Source organism: Ruegeria sp. CDSA034, from assembly GCF_059612275.1.
Map to the genome: position 1 here is coordinate 411,074 of NZ_JBXWQH010000002.1, position 14,939 is coordinate 426,012.

The 14,939-nt window shown below is 58.1% G+C and carries 13 protein-coding genes; 4 read left to right on the forward strand and 9 right to left on the reverse strand.

Features of this window, described 5'->3' with window-relative positions; genetic code table 11:
- Positions 1–4: 4 nt before the first annotated feature.
- From atpA to AC2FLJ_RS06000, 3 genes are all read right to left on the reverse strand, one after another.
- Positions 5–1,543: a F0F1 ATP synthase subunit alpha gene (gene atpA / locus AC2FLJ_RS05990; RefSeq protein ID WP_058275507.1), complete on the reverse strand. Its 1,539-nt coding sequence runs from the start codon at positions 1,541–1,543 to the stop codon at positions 5–7.
- Entirely contained in the window at positions 1,544–2,104 is a 561-nt protein-coding gene (locus AC2FLJ_RS05995; protein ID WP_058276054.1) for a F0F1 ATP synthase subunit delta, read from the reverse strand.
- Positions 2,105–2,415: 311 nt separating this feature from the next.
- On the reverse strand, positions 2,416–3,150 hold the full coding sequence (locus AC2FLJ_RS06000; protein WP_109313357.1) for a class I SAM-dependent methyltransferase: 735 nt from the start codon (positions 3,148–3,150) through the stop codon (positions 2,416–2,418).
- A 61-nt stretch (positions 3,151–3,211) separates the two neighbouring features.
- On the opposite strand from AC2FLJ_RS06000, the gene gloB reads away from it, so the two are divergent.
- From gloB to AC2FLJ_RS06015, 3 genes are all read left to right on the forward strand, one after another.
- The gene (gene gloB / locus AC2FLJ_RS06005) at positions 3,212–3,979 is read left to right on the forward strand and encodes a hydroxyacylglutathione hydrolase (protein WP_496696194.1); all 768 of its coding nucleotides are present in this window, start codon (positions 3,212–3,214) and stop codon (positions 3,977–3,979) included.
- 172 nt (positions 3,980–4,151) lie between these two features.
- Positions 4,152–6,476 (forward strand): ATP-dependent Clp protease ATP-binding subunit ClpA, encoded by a 2,325-nt coding sequence (clpA, locus tag AC2FLJ_RS06010; RefSeq protein ID WP_058275504.1) that lies wholly within the window; start codon positions 4,152–4,154, stop codon positions 6,474–6,476.
- A 138-nt stretch (positions 6,477–6,614) separates the two neighbouring features.
- Positions 6,615–7,502 carry a YHYH protein gene (locus tag AC2FLJ_RS06015; protein ID WP_496704823.1) on the forward strand — a complete coding sequence of 296 codons (888 nt, stop codon included), beginning with the start codon at positions 6,615–6,617 and terminating at the stop codon, positions 7,500–7,502.
- Positions 7,503–7,527: 25 nt separating this feature from the next.
- Here AC2FLJ_RS06015 and AC2FLJ_RS06020 read toward each other — a convergent pair whose 3' ends face one another.
- The 3 genes from AC2FLJ_RS06020 to AC2FLJ_RS06030 form a co-directional block, all read right to left on the reverse strand.
- Positions 7,528–9,228 carry a peptidoglycan -binding protein gene (locus tag AC2FLJ_RS06020; protein ID WP_109313293.1) on the reverse strand — a complete coding sequence of 567 codons (1,701 nt, stop codon included), beginning with the start codon at positions 9,226–9,228 and terminating at the stop codon, positions 7,528–7,530.
- A 3-nt stretch (positions 9,229–9,231) separates the two neighbouring features.
- Positions 9,232–10,410, reverse strand: coding sequence for a biopolymer transporter ExbB (locus AC2FLJ_RS06025; RefSeq protein ID WP_282118959.1), 1,179 nt, complete (start codon positions 10,408–10,410; stop codon positions 9,232–9,234).
- 69 nt (positions 10,411–10,479) lie between these two features.
- Positions 10,480–11,010 carry a gamma-glutamylcyclotransferase gene (locus tag AC2FLJ_RS06030; protein ID WP_496704826.1) on the reverse strand — a complete coding sequence of 177 codons (531 nt, stop codon included), beginning with the start codon at positions 11,008–11,010 and terminating at the stop codon, positions 10,480–10,482.
- 67 nt (positions 11,011–11,077) lie between these two features.
- On the opposite strand from AC2FLJ_RS06030, the gene AC2FLJ_RS06035 reads away from it, so the two are divergent.
- Positions 11,078–12,079 (forward strand): DUF2125 domain-containing protein, encoded by a 1,002-nt coding sequence (locus AC2FLJ_RS06035; RefSeq protein WP_170559057.1) that lies wholly within the window; start codon positions 11,078–11,080, stop codon positions 12,077–12,079.
- Here AC2FLJ_RS06035 and AC2FLJ_RS06040 read toward each other — a convergent pair.
- From AC2FLJ_RS06040 to hisC, 3 genes are read right to left on the reverse strand one after another with little or no spacing between them, the layout of a single operon-like run.
- The gene (locus tag AC2FLJ_RS06040; protein ID WP_108859255.1) at positions 12,076–12,912 is read right to left on the reverse strand and encodes an extensin-like domain-containing protein; all 837 of its coding nucleotides are present in this window, start codon (positions 12,910–12,912) and stop codon (positions 12,076–12,078) included. The two genes, AC2FLJ_RS06035 and AC2FLJ_RS06040, sit on opposite strands and share 4 nt — an antisense overlap.
- On the reverse strand, positions 12,909–13,829 hold the full coding sequence (locus AC2FLJ_RS06045) for a prephenate/arogenate dehydrogenase family protein (protein WP_496696203.1): 921 nt from the start codon (positions 13,827–13,829) through the stop codon (positions 12,909–12,911). Before AC2FLJ_RS06045 ends, AC2FLJ_RS06040 begins: the two co-directional genes overlap by 4 nt.
- The gene (gene hisC / locus AC2FLJ_RS06050) at positions 13,826–14,911 is read right to left on the reverse strand and encodes a histidinol-phosphate transaminase (protein ID WP_496696205.1); all 1,086 of its coding nucleotides are present in this window, start codon (positions 14,909–14,911) and stop codon (positions 13,826–13,828) included. The genes AC2FLJ_RS06045 and hisC overlap by 4 nt, the downstream gene beginning before the upstream one ends.
- Positions 14,912–14,939 lie beyond the last annotated feature (28 nt).

Here is a 14,939-nt window from a genome sequence, read left to right on the forward strand (position 1 = left end):
TCCCTTAAGCGAAGGTTGCGGCGTATTCGTCCAGCGCAGCCTTGATCTTGTCGGAAGCGTCGCCCTTGATCTTGGGATCTTCGTCGGTGATCCACTGAAGCAGGTCGGCGTGCTTGCCGCGCAGGTGCGCCAGCAGGCCAGCTTCGTAACGGCCAACATCGGAAACGTCGATCTTGTCGAGGTAACCGTTGGTGCCGGCGAAGATGACACAGACGATTTCAGCATTGGTCAGCGGCGAGTACTGCGGCTGCTTCATCAGCTCGGTCAGACGCGCACCACGGTTCAGCAGCTGCTGGGTCGCGGCGTCAAGGTCGGAACCAAACTGCGCAAACGCAGCCATTTCGCGGTACTGAGCCAGTTCCAGCTTAACCGGACCGGCAACCGACTTCATCGAGTTGGTCTGAGCCGAAGAGCCCACACGCGAAACCGACAGACCGGTGTTCACAGCAGGACGGATGCCCTGATAGAACAGTTCGGTTTCCAGGAAGATCTGGCCGTCGGTGATCGAGATCACGTTGGTCGGAATAAACGCCGAAACGTCACCACCTTGCGTTTCGATAACCGGCAGAGCGGTCAGCGAGCCAGCACCGAAGTCTTCGTTCAGCTTCGCCGAACGCTCCAGCAGGCGGGAGTGGAGATAGAAAACGTCGCCAGGATAGGCTTCACGTCCGGGCGGACGACGCAGCAGCAGCGACATCTGACGATAAGACACAGCCTGTTTCGACAGGTCATCATAGATGATCAGTGCGTGGCGGCCATTGTCGCGGAAGAATTCGGCCATTGCGGTTGCGGCATAGGGTGCCAGGAACTGCATCGGCGCCGGGTCGGACGCGGTTGCGGCCACAACGATCGAGTAGTCAATCGCGCCGGACTCTTCCAGTTTCTTCACCAGCTGCGCAACGGTCGAACGCTTTTGGCCGATCGCAACGTAAACGCAGTACAGCTTCTTCGACTCGTCGTCGCCTGCTGCATCGTTGTAGGTTTTCTGGTTCAGGATGGCGTCCAGAGCAACGGCAGTTTTACCGGTCTGACGGTCACCAATGATCAGCTCACGCTGGCCACGACCAATCGGGATCATCGCGTCAACCGATTTCAGGCCGGTTGCCATCGGTTCGTGAACCGATTTACGGGGGATGATGCCAGGTGCTTTGACGTCAGCAACGCCACGCTCGGTGGATTCGATGGGGCCTTTGCCGTCCAGCGGGTTGCCCAGACCGTCAACAACACGACCCAGCAGACCGTTACCAATCGGAACGTCCACGATCGAGTTGGTGCGCTTGACGATGTCACCTTCTTTGATGTCACGGTCGGAACCGAAGATAACAACACCAACGTTGTCGCTTTCCAGGTTCAGCGCCATGCCCATGATGCCACCGGGGAATTCGACCATCTCACCCGCTTGCACATTGTCCAGACCGTATACGCGGGCAATCCCGTCACCGACGCTCAGCACGCGACCGATTTCGGCCACTTCGGCTTCCTGACCAAAATTCTTGATCTGGTCCTTCAGGATTGCAGAAATCTCTGCAGCTTGGATTCCCATTTATCCGACCTCTTTCATTGCATTCTGTAGGGAGTTGAGCTTCGAACGGATCGAGCTATCGATCATCTTCGAGCCCACTTTAACGACAAGACCGCCAATGAGGCTTTCATCAACGGTCGCATTTATTGTCACGGTCTTGCCCACACGCTCGGACAGCGTCTTGGACAGTTTTTCCAGTTGTGTCTTGGTCAGCGCCTTGGCCGACGCGACATCGGCGGTCACTTCGCCACGTTCGTCCGCCAGCATGTCGCGCAGAACCTGCACCAACTCGGGAACTACGAACAGACGGCGCTTCTGAGCCATCAGAGCCAGCGTGTTACGCATGATGGCGTGCAGACCCATTTTGTCAGCGATTGCGGTAATGGCGCCTTCTTGTTCGGCACGCGAAACCAGAGGCGATGCGATCAGGTCGCGCAGTTCGGCGCTTTCGCCCAATGCTGCTGCCAGATCGTTGATTCCGGTTTCCAGACCTGCGAGGTCATTATTCTCTTTGGCGATCTCAAAGATCGCGGTGGCATAGCGCTTGGCAATGCCTGTGGAAATCGAAGCTGGTTCGGACACGTCCACCCTTCCGATATTTTGGGCCCCGAATTCGCGTTGCGGCAGCTACCCCGGGGGCGTGAAGAAACCCCGGCCAGACGGTCGGGGATCAAAATCACCGGGGATGTAGCAGAGCCGAACCCAGCTAGCAATATATTATCACGGCAACAGGTTTATCCACAAAATGTTCAATTTCAATTACTTAAGGAGGGTGCGACCCTTTTATCCGGCTGAAACAGACGAAAAATGTTACGAAAGTGTAGGTTTTTGCGATTCCTGTGTCCTTTTTCCCTCAATTTTTGCGAATTGAAGAGGGGAAATGACCGGGCTGCTCAGGCTGGTTTCAGAAGGCCATCAAGCGCCTTTATCGGACGACGTTCGGCATCCTTTGCAACACTGCCGCTGGGCGGTCGGATGTGTTTTGTCACCTCAACCATAAGCACTCCGCCTGCCATGACTGTTGGCAGCCTTTGGCCAGTCTTTTCGATCAGGCTCGCCGACTTCAGCCAGAAACGGCGGAATGACGGCGGCAGATACAGAGCCGAGCAATGGCTTTCCGGGATGAAGTGATGCGCCTTGAGCTGACTTTCCAGCTGCGAGGCTGTGTACGGTCGGCCAAAGCCAAACGGGGTCTTATCCGTCCGAGACCACAAACCAGCCCGATTGGGCACAACAAAGAATGCGCGCCCCCCTGGCCCCAACACGCGCCAGCACTCATTTAGCAATTGGCTGGGCCGCTGCGAGGTTTCAAGCCCGTGCATCACAATCAGCTTGTCGACATGACCTGTTTCAATCGGCCACAGGGTTTCTTCGGTCAGAACCGACACATTGGGCATTCCGGCGGGCCAGGGCATGACGCCTTGCGGGCCTGGCATCAAACCGATCACGCGGCGGGCGTCCGCAAGATAAGGACGCAGCAATGGAACCGCGAAGCCGAATCCAGCAACCGTTTGCCCCTTGGCCTCGGGCCATTGCTCGATCAGTCGCCCACGGATCGCCGCCTGCGCGGCACGACCCAGAGTGCTGCGATAGTAGAAGTTCCTCAAATCCTGCACATCAAGATGCATTGCAGACACCCGGTCAATCGGCTTAGCTGGGCGCAGTCTAGCAACGAAAGGGCAAAAGGCCATGCCTCTTGAGGTCGTTACCATCCCATGTCTCAGCGACAATTACGCATTTCTGGCGCATGACGCCGCAAGCGGCAATACCGCACTGGTCGACGCGCCCGAAGCCGGACCCATTCTGGCCGAGTTGGACAAGCGCGGCTGGACATTATCCCATATTCTTCTAACCCATCACCATTGGGACCATGTGGATGGCCTGTCTGCCATTTTGGAAAAGCACCCGGCTAAAGTTGTTGGCGCGGCCTCCGATGCACACCGCCTGCCCCCGCTGGATCAGCAGGTCAGCGACGGCGATACGTTTGAATTCGGAAGCGAGCAGATTCGGGTGCTGGATGTGTCCGGCCATACTGTTGGCCATGTCGCCTTTTACATGCCGGACAGCGCAGTGGTTTTCACAGCAGACAGCCTCATGGCATTGGGGTGTGGACGCTTGTTCGAAGGCACGGCACCGCAGATGTGGGCCTCTCTCAGCAAGCTGGCCGCGCTTCCCGATGAGACAATCGTTTGCTCGGGCCACGAATACACGCAATCAAACGCAAAATTCGCTTTAACCGTCGATCCCACCAATGCCGCACTGCAAAAACGCGCGGATGATATTAACCGCGCTCGCGCTGCCGGAGAACCCACGGTTCCTTCGACGATGGCGCTGGAAAAGGCCACAAACCCGTTCTTGCGGGCCGCTGACCCGGCGATTCAGGCTCATTTGGGAATGCAAAATTCAGACCCCGCAGACGTTTTTGCTGAAATTCGGACTAGAAAAGACAGCTTCTAGTACCCAAATTGCCTTCCTCACGGCCACGGTCACGTGAAATGTGACTGTCAAGAGCAAGAAAACCCTTGAAGCCGGGCCACGATCAACCAAACTCTAATAGTATGAGGACATGGTTGGGATGGGGTTCCGGCCGAAGCCTGCCCCTTTCGACCCAAGACAGAGGAGCACCCGCGTGCCTTCATTCTCGAGCACATTAGAACAAGCCATCCACGCGGCCTTGGCGGCTGCGAATGAACGGCGTCACGAATTTGCCACGCTAGAGCATCTGCTTCTGGCGTTACTGGAAGAACCTGACGCCATCCGCGTCATGAAGGCCTGCAGCGTCGATCTGGAAGAACTGCGCAGCACTCTGGTTGAATTCATTGACGAAGACCTGTCCAATCTGGTCACGGATATCGACGGTTCCGAGGCCGTGCCAACCGCCGCTTTCCAGCGCGTCATACAACGCGCGGCGATCCACGTCCAAAGTTCGGGCCGGACCGAAGTGACCGGCGCAAACGTTCTGGTCGCCATCTTCGCCGAACGTGAAAGCAATGCGGCCTATTTCCTGCAAGAGCAGGACATGACGCGCTACGACGCGGTAAACTTCATTGCGCACGGCGTGGCCAAAGACCCTGCGTACGGCGAAAACCGCTCGGTTTCGGGCGCGGATCAAGTCGAGGAAGAGGCTCAGCCTGGCGTCACCGAAGGCGAACAGAAGGAAAGCGCGCTTGGGAAATACTGCATTGACCTGAACGCTAAATCGCGCGCAGGCGATGTCGACCCGCTGATCGGCCGTGCTGATGAGGTTGAGCGTTGTATTCAGGTCCTGTGCCGCCGCCGCAAGAACAACCCGCTGCTGGTAGGTGATCCCGGCGTGGGCAAGACCGCCATCGCTGAAGGCCTGGCACGCAAGATTGTTGGCGGCGAAGCGCCAGATGTGTTGTCTGAGACCACAATTTATTCTCTCGACATGGGTGCTCTGCTGGCAGGTACGCGCTATCGCGGAGACTTCGAGGAACGCCTGAAGGCGGTTGTGACCGAGTTGGAGGACCACCCCGACGCGGTGTTGTTCATCGATGAAATTCACACCGTGATCGGTGCCGGTGCCACCTCGGGCGGTGCGATGGATGCGTCGAACCTGCTGAAACCTGCCCTGCAGGGCGGCAAATTGCGCACCATGGGCTCGACCACGTACAAGGAATTCCGTCAGCATTTTGAAAAAGACCGCGCGCTGAGCCGCCGGTTCCAGAAGATCGACGTGAGCGAGCCTTCGGTCGAAGATAGCGTGAAAATTCTGCGCGGTCTGAAACCCTATTTCGAAGAGCATCATGAGATCAAATATACCGCCGATGCCATCAAGACCGCGGTGGAACTGTCGGCCCGCTATATCAACGACCGTAAACTGCCCGATAAAGCCATCGATGTAATCGATGAGGCCGGTGCGGCGCAGCACCTGGTGGCTGAGAGCAAACGGCGCAAGACCATCGGGGTCAAGGAAATCGAGGCGGTCGTCGCCAAGATCGCCCGCATTCCACCCAAGAACGTCACCAAAGATGATGCCGAGGTGCTGAAAGACCTCGAGGCCTCGCTGAAACGTGTCGTATTCGGTCAGGATCTGGCAATCGAGGCGCTGTCCAGTGCAATCAAACTGGCGCGTGCCGGTCTGCGTGAACCTGAAAAGCCCATCGGCAACTATCTGTTCGCCGGCCCGACCGGTGTGGGTAAGACCGAAGTAGCGAAACAGCTGGCGGATACGCTGGGTGTAGAACTGCTGCGCTTTGACATGTCAGAGTACATGGAGAAGCACGCCGTCAGCCGTCTGATCGGCGCGCCTCCGGGCTATGTAGGATTTGATCAGGGCGGTCTGCTGACCGATGGCGTCGACCAGCATCCGCATTGCGTGCTGCTGCTGGATGAGATCGAAAAGGCCCATCCGGACGTGTTCAACATCCTGTTGCAGGTGATGGACCACGGTGAGTTGACCGATCACAATGGACGTACGGTGAACTTCCGCAACGTGGTGCTGATCATGACCTCGAACGCAGGTGCGCAGGAACAGGCCAAGGCCGCCATCGGCTTTGCCCGTGACCGACGCGAAGGCGAGGATACGGCCGCAATCGAACGTATGTTCACGCCGGAATTCCGCAACCGCCTGGACGCTGTGATCTCATTCGCGCCACTACCGAAAGAGGTCATCCTGCAGGTGGTCGAGAAGTTCGTTCTGCAGCTTGAGGCGCAATTGCTGGATCGCAATGTGACCATCGATCTGACCCCCAAAGCCGCCGCGTGGCTGGCGGAAAAAGGGTATGACGACAAGATGGGTGCACGTCCTCTGGGTCGTGTCATTCAGGAACACATCAAGAAACCACTGGCCGAGGAGTTGCTGTTCGGCAAGCTGGCCAAGGGTGGTGTGGTCCGCGTGTCTGTCAAGAAAGGCGATTTGAACCTGGATATCCTTGGCCCCGATCAGCCAAGAATTCCGGGCGACAAACCTCCGCTTTTGACCGCGGATTAAGACGCCGCATTCGCCTAACAAGTCTAATCGCCCGGTTGTTCAGCAGCCGGGCGATTTCGTTTCGGCCACAAACTTTTTCGACGGAACAGCCAAACCTGCGCGTTTCATTATCACTGATAAATTGCAAAGGGGATTTTGATGACCAAAACCGTCGCCGTTTGGAGCGTAGCATTCGCCCTTTCTGCCGTTGCCGCCATAGCAACCGCTCAGCATAGATTTCGGTATCATGACGAAACGGAAACACGACCGTTGCGCCTGCAGGCCGCAACGGTTGATCCGGGGCACAGCCACTCTGAAATCTCTGAGACCCGCAAAAGTATACGCGTCTCGGCCAACGGGATCCCCGATCACCTTGTCGGGCGCTTTCCGAACCAAGGCAATCCGCACAGCATTTCCGAGCAGCGCGTCAACTTGAAAGTACCGACGAACCCGAAATCCAATCGATCCACCACCCCGCTTGAAATGGGTTGGAACTTTGGTGTGTCTCTAAACGGCGTCGTGTTTGACCCGTTGGCCGCAGAGTTTTGGCACGGCAATCCCCGCTCAGGCTGGTCCTACAATGCGCTTGGGGGCGCGATTACTTTGGGGTTCGACGAAAACTATGCCCATGTGCAACCCAATGGAAAATATCATTACCACGGCATCCCCACGGGCTTTATTGAGCTGCTGAACTATAAACCCAGCCGACATTCACCGCTGATCGGATACGCGGCAGACGGCTTCCCGATTTACGCAATGACCGGCGTTTTGGATGGGAAAGTGACGCAAATGAAGTCGTCGTACAGATTGAAAACCGGCAACCGCCCTGGAGGAAGCGCACCCGACGGAAAGCATGATGGCACGTTCAATGAGGACTACGCTTATGTAGCAGGCGCCGGAAATCTGGATGAATGTAACGGAGCCTTTACGATTTCACCTGAATATCCATCTGGAACGTATGCCTATTTCCTGACCGAAAGTTACCCGGTCGTCCCGCGCTGCTTTGCGGGTAAGCCAGACAACAGCTTTCGGTTTGGTCGTCGCTGACCCGTACCCTTAACGAGTGTCTCGGTTACCTTTCGGTGAGTTTCAGCTCGATCCGGCGGTTTTGTGCCCGGGCCTCCGGGGTGTCTGCCGGGTTTACGGGCTGGAACTCACCAAAACCGTTTGCGGCCAACCGGCTCGGCGGGATGCCCAGCGCATCGACCATGTAGCGCACGACGGACAAGGCGCGGCCCTGACTAAGCTCCCAATTGTCGCGATAGCGCCCGGACCCGGCAAGTGGCACGTTATCGGTGTGACCATCGACGCGGATCACCCAGTTCAGGCCTTCGGGAATTTCAGCCGCCACGCTGCGAAGGATATTGGCCACTTTGGCGATGTCCTGCTGCCCGGCCGGTGACAAAACGGCCGAACCCGTGTCAAACAGGACCTCGGACGAGAATACAAAACGGTCGCCTTCGATCCGAACGCCCTCCTCATCCCCAAGCACGTCGCGCAGTCTTCCAAAGAACTCTGACCGATAGCGTTGCAGGTCTTCGGCCTGCGCGGCCAGTTCCTGATTTTGTCCAGACAGAGCTTCTGCCTCGGCTTCAAGCCGGACACGCTCAGCCTCTTCCAGCAGACGCCGGCGGCGTTCTTCCGAGGCCGCGCGGGCCAAAGCTGCGTTCAGGTCCTGACCCAGGGTCTGAATTCGAATGTCCGAAGCGGCGTTGCGTTCTTCATAGTCGTCCAACAACGCCTGCAACCCGCCAAGTTGTTGGCGCAGCGCCGCCATCTGTTGATTCAACAACGCCGTCTCTCGCTGCGCTTTTGCGGAAATCGTTTTCTCCGCCGAGATCGCTTCACGGGCCACAGCCAATAGGTTTGCACGCTCTTCGGCTAATGATCGCTGCGATTGTGCCTCGGCCTGTGCCTCGGTCTGCGCAGCCAAAGCGGCTTGTAGTTGCGCCTGCAACTCGTCCGCATCCAGCGCACCGAACTGGCGCTCAAGCTCGGCCCTGGCGGCTTGTGCTGCGGCAAGCAGGGTCAATGTATCCTCAGCTTCTTTGCGCTGTGCTTCCAAGGCCAGTGTCATTGCTGTCAACTCGGCATCTGCATCCTGCAGACGGTTGCGCAGGTTCTCGGCAGCTGCAGCTTCGGCTAGCTTGGCGGCCTCTTCCGCACTGATCTGTTCTTCCAGTTCACTGATCCGCGTGGATTGCGCCGCGTCGCTTTGTTCAAGATCCGCAACCAACGCCTCCAGCGCCTCGCGTTGGGCGGCAGCCAGCCGGGCGGCTTCGGCCTGTTCGTCGATCTCAGATCGGCTTTGCGCCAGTGCGAGGTTCAGCGCCTCTTGGTCCTCCAGCAACTTGGCGCGCTGGGATTCCAGTGTTGCAATGGCACCGCGCGCCCGCTCCTGATCCGTCAGAAGTGCGGCGACCTGCGCCTCGAAATCCGTGATACGTGCCTGCGACAAGGCCAGGTCCACTTCGGCCCGCGCCAGCGTATCTTCAGTTTGCGAAAGGGTCGTGTTCAACGCGCCAAGACGGGCCTCCAGGCGGTTATTCTCACGCTCCTCCAATCCCAATGCCCCGGCCAGCGCTGCGACTTCGTCCGACAGGGCGGTCAATTCGTCCTCTTGCCCGGAAATGGTTTCGCGCAACACGAACTGCACCACCATAAAGATGGTCAGAACGAAGGTCAGCACCATCAGCAAACCGGTGATCGCGTCAACAAAACCCGGCCAAACCGAGCCCTGAAAACGCTGACCTGTGCGACGGGACAGAGCCATGGATTACTCTCCTTCCGGAGCGGTGCGCACGGCGCCTCGGGGCAATGTCAGAGCTTTGACCAGCAATTCGATATCCTTGCGCAGTTCGCTCATGCTTTCCTGACGACCGGCCGAGATTTCTTCGAGGATGCGCAATAGCTGAACGTCCATCGACCGCAGGCGCATCCGGCTTTCGGCGTCAATTCCTTCACCCGTGCCCTGATCACGCATGTGATCCAGAAGGGCGTCCTGCCCAAGGGCCACGCGTTCCAATGCGGCTGTCACCCCTTCGGATTCAGACTGTCGCACATTCATCTCACCAATCGCGTCGACCAACTGGCCCAGCTTGACCGACACGGTGGCGCGATCAGCCTCTTGCCCCGAAAACAGGTCTTGCAGCGCGTCCATCTGTTCAGACATCGCGTCTAGAACGGGTGTCAGGACCGCAATTTCCGCCCCACCTTCCTCAGCCGCGGCAAAGCCAACACGGGTGATTGAGGACAACCATTCCTCAAGCTCGCGGTAGAACCGGTTCTGACCGTGACCCGTGAACAGTTCCAGCAACCCGACGATCAGAGACCCGGCAAGGCCCAAAAGGGACGAACCGAATGCCACGCCCATTCCTTGTAGCTGTGCCTCAAGCCCCACCATCAGGCGGTTGAACACGGCCAGTCCTTCTTCGCCCTCTTGCGGGTTCAGGCTGCGGATCGTGTCGACAATAGCTGGGACAGTGGTCGCCAATCCAAAGAACGTGCCCAAAAGGCCCAGATAAATCAGAACATTGGTAATATAGCGCGTGATCTCACGTTCTTCCTCGACGCGTTCTGCAACCGAATCCAGGATCGACCGGGTCGAACTGGAACTGATCTGTGACCGGGCACCACGTTCCCGCAGCAACGATGCCAGGGGCGCCAACAATTGCGGCGTGCGCGCGTCCTCGCGAACAACGCCGCCAACAAAAGCCTCGATCCAGCGAACCGAGCCAATCAGCTGTGTCACCTGAAAGAAACAGGCAAAAACGCCGATTATGAAAACCAGAATGATAAAACCGTTCAGGTACGGGTTGGCCTGAAACACCGGCAGCACATAAGGCAGCGCCATGAAGACGCCCAACCCCGCCAGGCCAATTGCGACCAACATCATCACAATCTGACGGATGGGATGCGAGAAATGGGGTCTCGCGCCCTGATGTGCCTGCGCCATGCGCGTGTTTCCCGGTTTTTGCCTGCTCTGGCTTGAATCTAGCCAAAATCCGCCGGTGACGCCAAGGGTTTATGCTGTGATACTGCGTACCCGTTGCGCTAACCACTCAAGATCAGGATCGCGCAGGTTGATCTCGGCCAGATGTTCCGCAGTATTATACAGATATTCCGTATTCGGTCCGCGCCCGCCAATCGCATGTGCAATGATCTGCGCCTGCTCCTCTAACGGCATGCCACCACAGTATTGGACATGTTCTGCGTCGATCACATAAGTCACGGCGGTGACGACTTCGCCGTTGTTCAAATGCACATCAAGGTTTTTCTCGACATAAGCTGACGAAATCAGCTCGCGCTCGCGCAATTCATGCAAGGTGCGCTCTTCATGGCCGACCTCGACTGCAAGTGCCAAGCCGGTGCAATTGGCATCGGCCTGTTCGTCCAGTGCCAGTACAAGGCCGGGGTGTTCTTCGGTACCGCGGTGGTGAATTGAACTCATGCAGAATGCCCGGGCATACCCATGCAGCGTGGCGTGTTCGCTGCGTGCCACCGGAAAGCCCGGATTCCACAGCAATGATCCATATCCGAAAACCCACATCGTCATAGCTCTGGTCCTTGCCCGTTTCGGCCTATAAACATCAAATTCAACGCGGGAAAAAGGGCCAACTGCCATGCGCGGTCTAATACGAGTAGTCATTTTCTTAACGGTTATCTGGAGCGCCTATTGGTTCGTCGCCGGATTCGGATTGCGCAACGCAATCACCGCCTGGTTCGACAATCAGCAGGAACAAGGCTGGCAGGCGGACTTTTCCGATGTTTCGACAGCCGGGTATCCGTTTCGTCACGTTACGCGCCTGAACAGTCCTGCTCTGGCAGACCCGGTCAACGGCACCGCGTGGAGCGCGGATTGGATTGAGTTCCAAAGTCCCGCCATCTGGCCCGGACGCCAGGTGCTGCGCTTTGCTGACACCCCTCAGCGCCTGTCCTATTTTGATCAGACGGCGACCATTGAAGCCAGCGATCTGCAAGCCGAGCTGCAGCTGCAACCCGGTGTGGCGCTGGTGCTGGAAAAAATGGCTTTGACCGCGGGTTCATGGTTGATCACCGATGATGCCGAAGCGCTGGCTGGCGGCGATACGCTGACATTGGTTATGGAACAGACCTCTATTCCGGTAACATACGCCATCGGCGCTCGAATAGACGGGTTCACCCCGGGAGATGGTCTGCGCGATTTGATGCGGTCCGCGACCACATTGCCGCAGGCGTTTGAGACGCTCGAACTGGACATGACGGCCACGTTCAACAAACCGTGGGATCGTACGGCTCTGGAGCAGGGTAGACCACAGCCGGTGAAGATTGACCTGAACCTTGCCGAGATGAAATGGGGCGCTTTGCGTTTGTTTGCAGCAGGCGAGCTTGATATCGACCACCAGGGCATCCCAACGGGCGAGATTGCGGTCAAAGCTGAAAACTGGCGTGACATGATCGCCATGGCTAATGCTGCAGGCGCCCTGCCCGATCAGGCCGTTGATCCTGTGACACGAGCGCTGAATTTCATGGCCGGGCTGGGTGGGAACCCAAATGCGCTGGATCTGCAGCTTAACTTCCGGGACGGTTTCGTGGCGCTGGGGCCGTTGCCGCTGGGGCCTGCGCCCCGCCTGATCCTGCGTTAACGGCAGTATGGCCCGCGACGGTGGCGGGCTGTATCCAGATGGAAATGATCCCGGTGATACCGGTCCGCGTTTGGCCCCAATACGGTGCCAAACGGCCCGCATGCATCTCGCCAGATCTTGACCAGTTGTTTTTGGGACGGGTTCTTGCGCCAGCCATTCAGGACCGTCACAACCTCTCCATCGGCCATCTTGAAGGCCGAGATATCAATCGCGCGGCCTTTTCCATGCTCGGAAATGCGGGCGCCCTTACGGTTGTTGCGCGTCCGACACGCGTAGTGTGCGGCAACCTGCAATTGAACCACAGGCCCGCGTCGCTTGAACGTCGGCTTGACCGTTTTCTCAACCCATTTGTTCAGCGCAATCGCCGTTCCACAATCCATCGTGGAGGGACGGCTAAGCGTCACACCTGAGACCGAGGTGATCTGAACAGCGTCCTTGATCCCGCAAGCCTTGATCCTGCCCGGTACCGTCCCGACAGGCTTACCCTGAATATCGATGTCGCCACACACCGATCCTTTGCGCAGTTTGCGCTTTTTGAACAGCGCCTCCTGCTCCAAGGCTTTGGGCCGCAGGTAAGGCATCAGCGACGTGTCCGGGCCAAGCAGAGGCAGCTCTGCAGGTCGTGCCGCGGCTGCTAAAACCTGCGGTGAATCCGGCCGCAATTCTGGTCGTATGGTGGCCGGAGGCAGCTGAGGCACTGCGCTGCTAAGGACCGCAAGTGTAGCCTGAGGTCGCGATATCGGTATTAACGAACGTTCCAGCGAACCAGCCTGAGTTGACATTGCGCAAAGCGCTGCAAATCCGGTCAGAATGGTTCTCCAGCCCTGCGTCATGGGTTCGTTTTTCCCCGTCCGAAATCAGGCGCATCCGTATCCTGGCCAGCATCAATGATGCCGCGGCGGATGGCGCGCGTACGGGTGAAATAGTCGAAAAGCTGCTCGCCGTCACCCGTTCTGATCGCGCGCTGCAGTGCAAACAGTTCTTCGGTGAACCGGCCAAGGATCTCCAGCGTCGCATCCTTGTTGGTCAGGAACACGTCCCGCCACATGGTCGGGTCAGAGGCCGCGATGCGGGTGAAGTCTCGGAATCCTGCGGCGGAATACTTGATGACCTCGGTATCGGTGACCCGGCGCAGATCATCCGCAACGCCCACCATCGTATAGGCGATTAGGTGCGGCGCGTGCGATGTGACGGCCAGAACCAGATCATGGTGATCCGCATCCATCTCATCAACGTTTGACCCCATGCCTTCCCAAAGTGCCCGCAAACGGGCAATCGCATCCGGGTCCGAGCCTTCAACCGGGACCAAAAGACACCAGCGGTTGTCAAAGAGTTCTGCAAAACCCGATTCCGGGCCAGAATGCTCAGTTCCTGCCAGGGGGTGCGCAGGGATGAAATGCACACCATCCGGGATTACCGGCCCGACGGCCTGAATAACGTGACGCTTGACCGAGCCGACATCAGTCACCGTCGCCCCGGGTTTCAGGACAGGTGCAATATCTTTTGCAACAGCGCCCATCGCGCCGACAGGAACGCAGAGAACGACCAGATCCGCGCCCTCGACCGCCTCTTGCGCAGTATCGCAGACGCGATCACACAAGCCGATGCGGCGGGCCGTGTCGCGGGTGGTCTCGGACCGGGCATAGCCAGTCACTTCGCCAGCAAGCCCGGCACGTTTGATCGCCCAGAACATGGACGAGGCGATCAGGCCAAGACCAATCAAGGCCACACGGTCGTAAACTTGGCTCATGCGACGCCCCCTTTGAACGCGGTGATGGCCGCAACAACGCGGCGGCAGGCTTCTTCGTCGCCTACGGTGACCCGCAGGGCATTTGGCAGGTTGTAGCCCGCCACACGGCGCACGATCAAACCTTGTGTTTTCAGATAGTCGTCACACGCCTCAGCCTCTGCCCGATCGGCAAAGCGGGCGAGGATAAAGTTGGTGCAGGACGCATCCGAGGGCACGCCGATCTTGGCCAGTTCTTCCGACAGCCACACCCGCAGGCGCGCATTTTCAGTCTGACAATAGGACAGGAATTCTATGTCATTCACCGCAGCCTCTGCTGCCGCCAAAGCGGTCAAGGACAGGTTAAAGGGCTGACGCACCCGGTTCAGTACGTCGATAATCGATTGCGCAGCATAGCCCCAACCGACACGCATTCCGCCCAGACCGTACACCTTGGAAAAGGTCCGCGTCATGATCACGTTGTCAAACCGATCCACCAGCGATGCACCACCGTCGAACCCATCGACAAACTCGGCATAGGCCCCGTCGATCACCATCAGGCAGGTCTTAGGCAATGCTTCGGCCAGACGCAGCAACTCAGCCTCGGGGATCATAGTCGAGGTCGGGTTGCCCGGGTTCGTCACAAACACGATCCGGGTCTGGTCGCTCACGGCGGCCAGAATGTTTTCGACATCCACGTGGCGATTGCGCTCGGCCACCATCACCGGTGTCGCGCCGGCCATGCGGGCGATGATCGGGTACATTGAAAACCCGTGCTCGGTATAGATGACCTCATCACCCGGTCCGGCATAGGCCTGGGCAATGAATTGCAGCACTTCATCACTGCCAACGCCGCAGATAAGCCGCGCAGGGTCCAACCCGTGCCGTTCACCAATCGCTGAGCGCAGGCTTGCGTGATCGGTACTGGGATACCGATGCAGCGTCGTCGCACTATCGCGCACGGCCTCTATCGCCTTGGGGCTGGGACCGAACGGGTTTTCGTTGGAGCTGAGCTTGATCACATGCTCTACCCCGGCCACATGCGACTGGCCGCCCTGATAGAGCGCGATGTCCATAATGCCGGGCTGCGGGGTGATCTTGTTCATAAGAGGCTCCGTTGTTGGAGCCTCTCAT

Bases quoted from the DNA above. Each gene is read 5' to 3' on its own strand.
- atpA (WP_058275507.1), bottom strand. From the start codon at position 1,543: ATGGGAATCCAAGCTGCAGAGATTTCTGCAATCCTGAAGGACCAGATC.
- AC2FLJ_RS06000 (WP_109313357.1), bottom strand. From the start codon at position 3,150: ATGCATCTTGATGTGCAGGATTTGAGGAACTTCTACTATCGCAGCACT.
- gloB (WP_496696194.1), top strand. From the start codon at position 3,212: ATGCCTCTTGAGGTCGTTACCATCCCATGTCTCAGCGACAATTACGCA.
- AC2FLJ_RS06015 (WP_496704823.1), top strand. From the start codon at position 6,615: ATGACCAAAACCGTCGCCGTTTGGAGCGTAGCATTCGCCCTTTCTGCC.
- AC2FLJ_RS06020 (WP_109313293.1), bottom strand. From the start codon at position 9,228: ATGGCTCTGTCCCGTCGCACAGGTCAGCGTTTTCAGGGCTCGGTTTGG.
- AC2FLJ_RS06025 (WP_282118959.1), bottom strand. From the start codon at position 10,410: ATGGCGCAGGCACATCAGGGCGCGAGACCCCATTTCTCGCATCCCATC.
- AC2FLJ_RS06030 (WP_496704826.1), bottom strand. From the start codon at position 11,010: ATGACGATGTGGGTTTTCGGATATGGATCATTGCTGTGGAATCCGGGC.
- AC2FLJ_RS06035 (WP_170559057.1), top strand. From the start codon at position 11,078: ATGCGCGGTCTAATACGAGTAGTCATTTTCTTAACGGTTATCTGGAGC.
- AC2FLJ_RS06040 (WP_108859255.1), bottom strand. From the start codon at position 12,912: ATGACGCAGGGCTGGAGAACCATTCTGACCGGATTTGCAGCGCTTTGC.
- AC2FLJ_RS06045 (WP_496696203.1), bottom strand. From the start codon at position 13,829: ATGAGCCAAGTTTACGACCGTGTGGCCTTGATTGGTCTTGGCCTGATC.
- hisC (WP_496696205.1), bottom strand. From the start codon at position 14,911: ATGAACAAGATCACCCCGCAGCCCGGCATTATGGACATCGCGCTCTAT.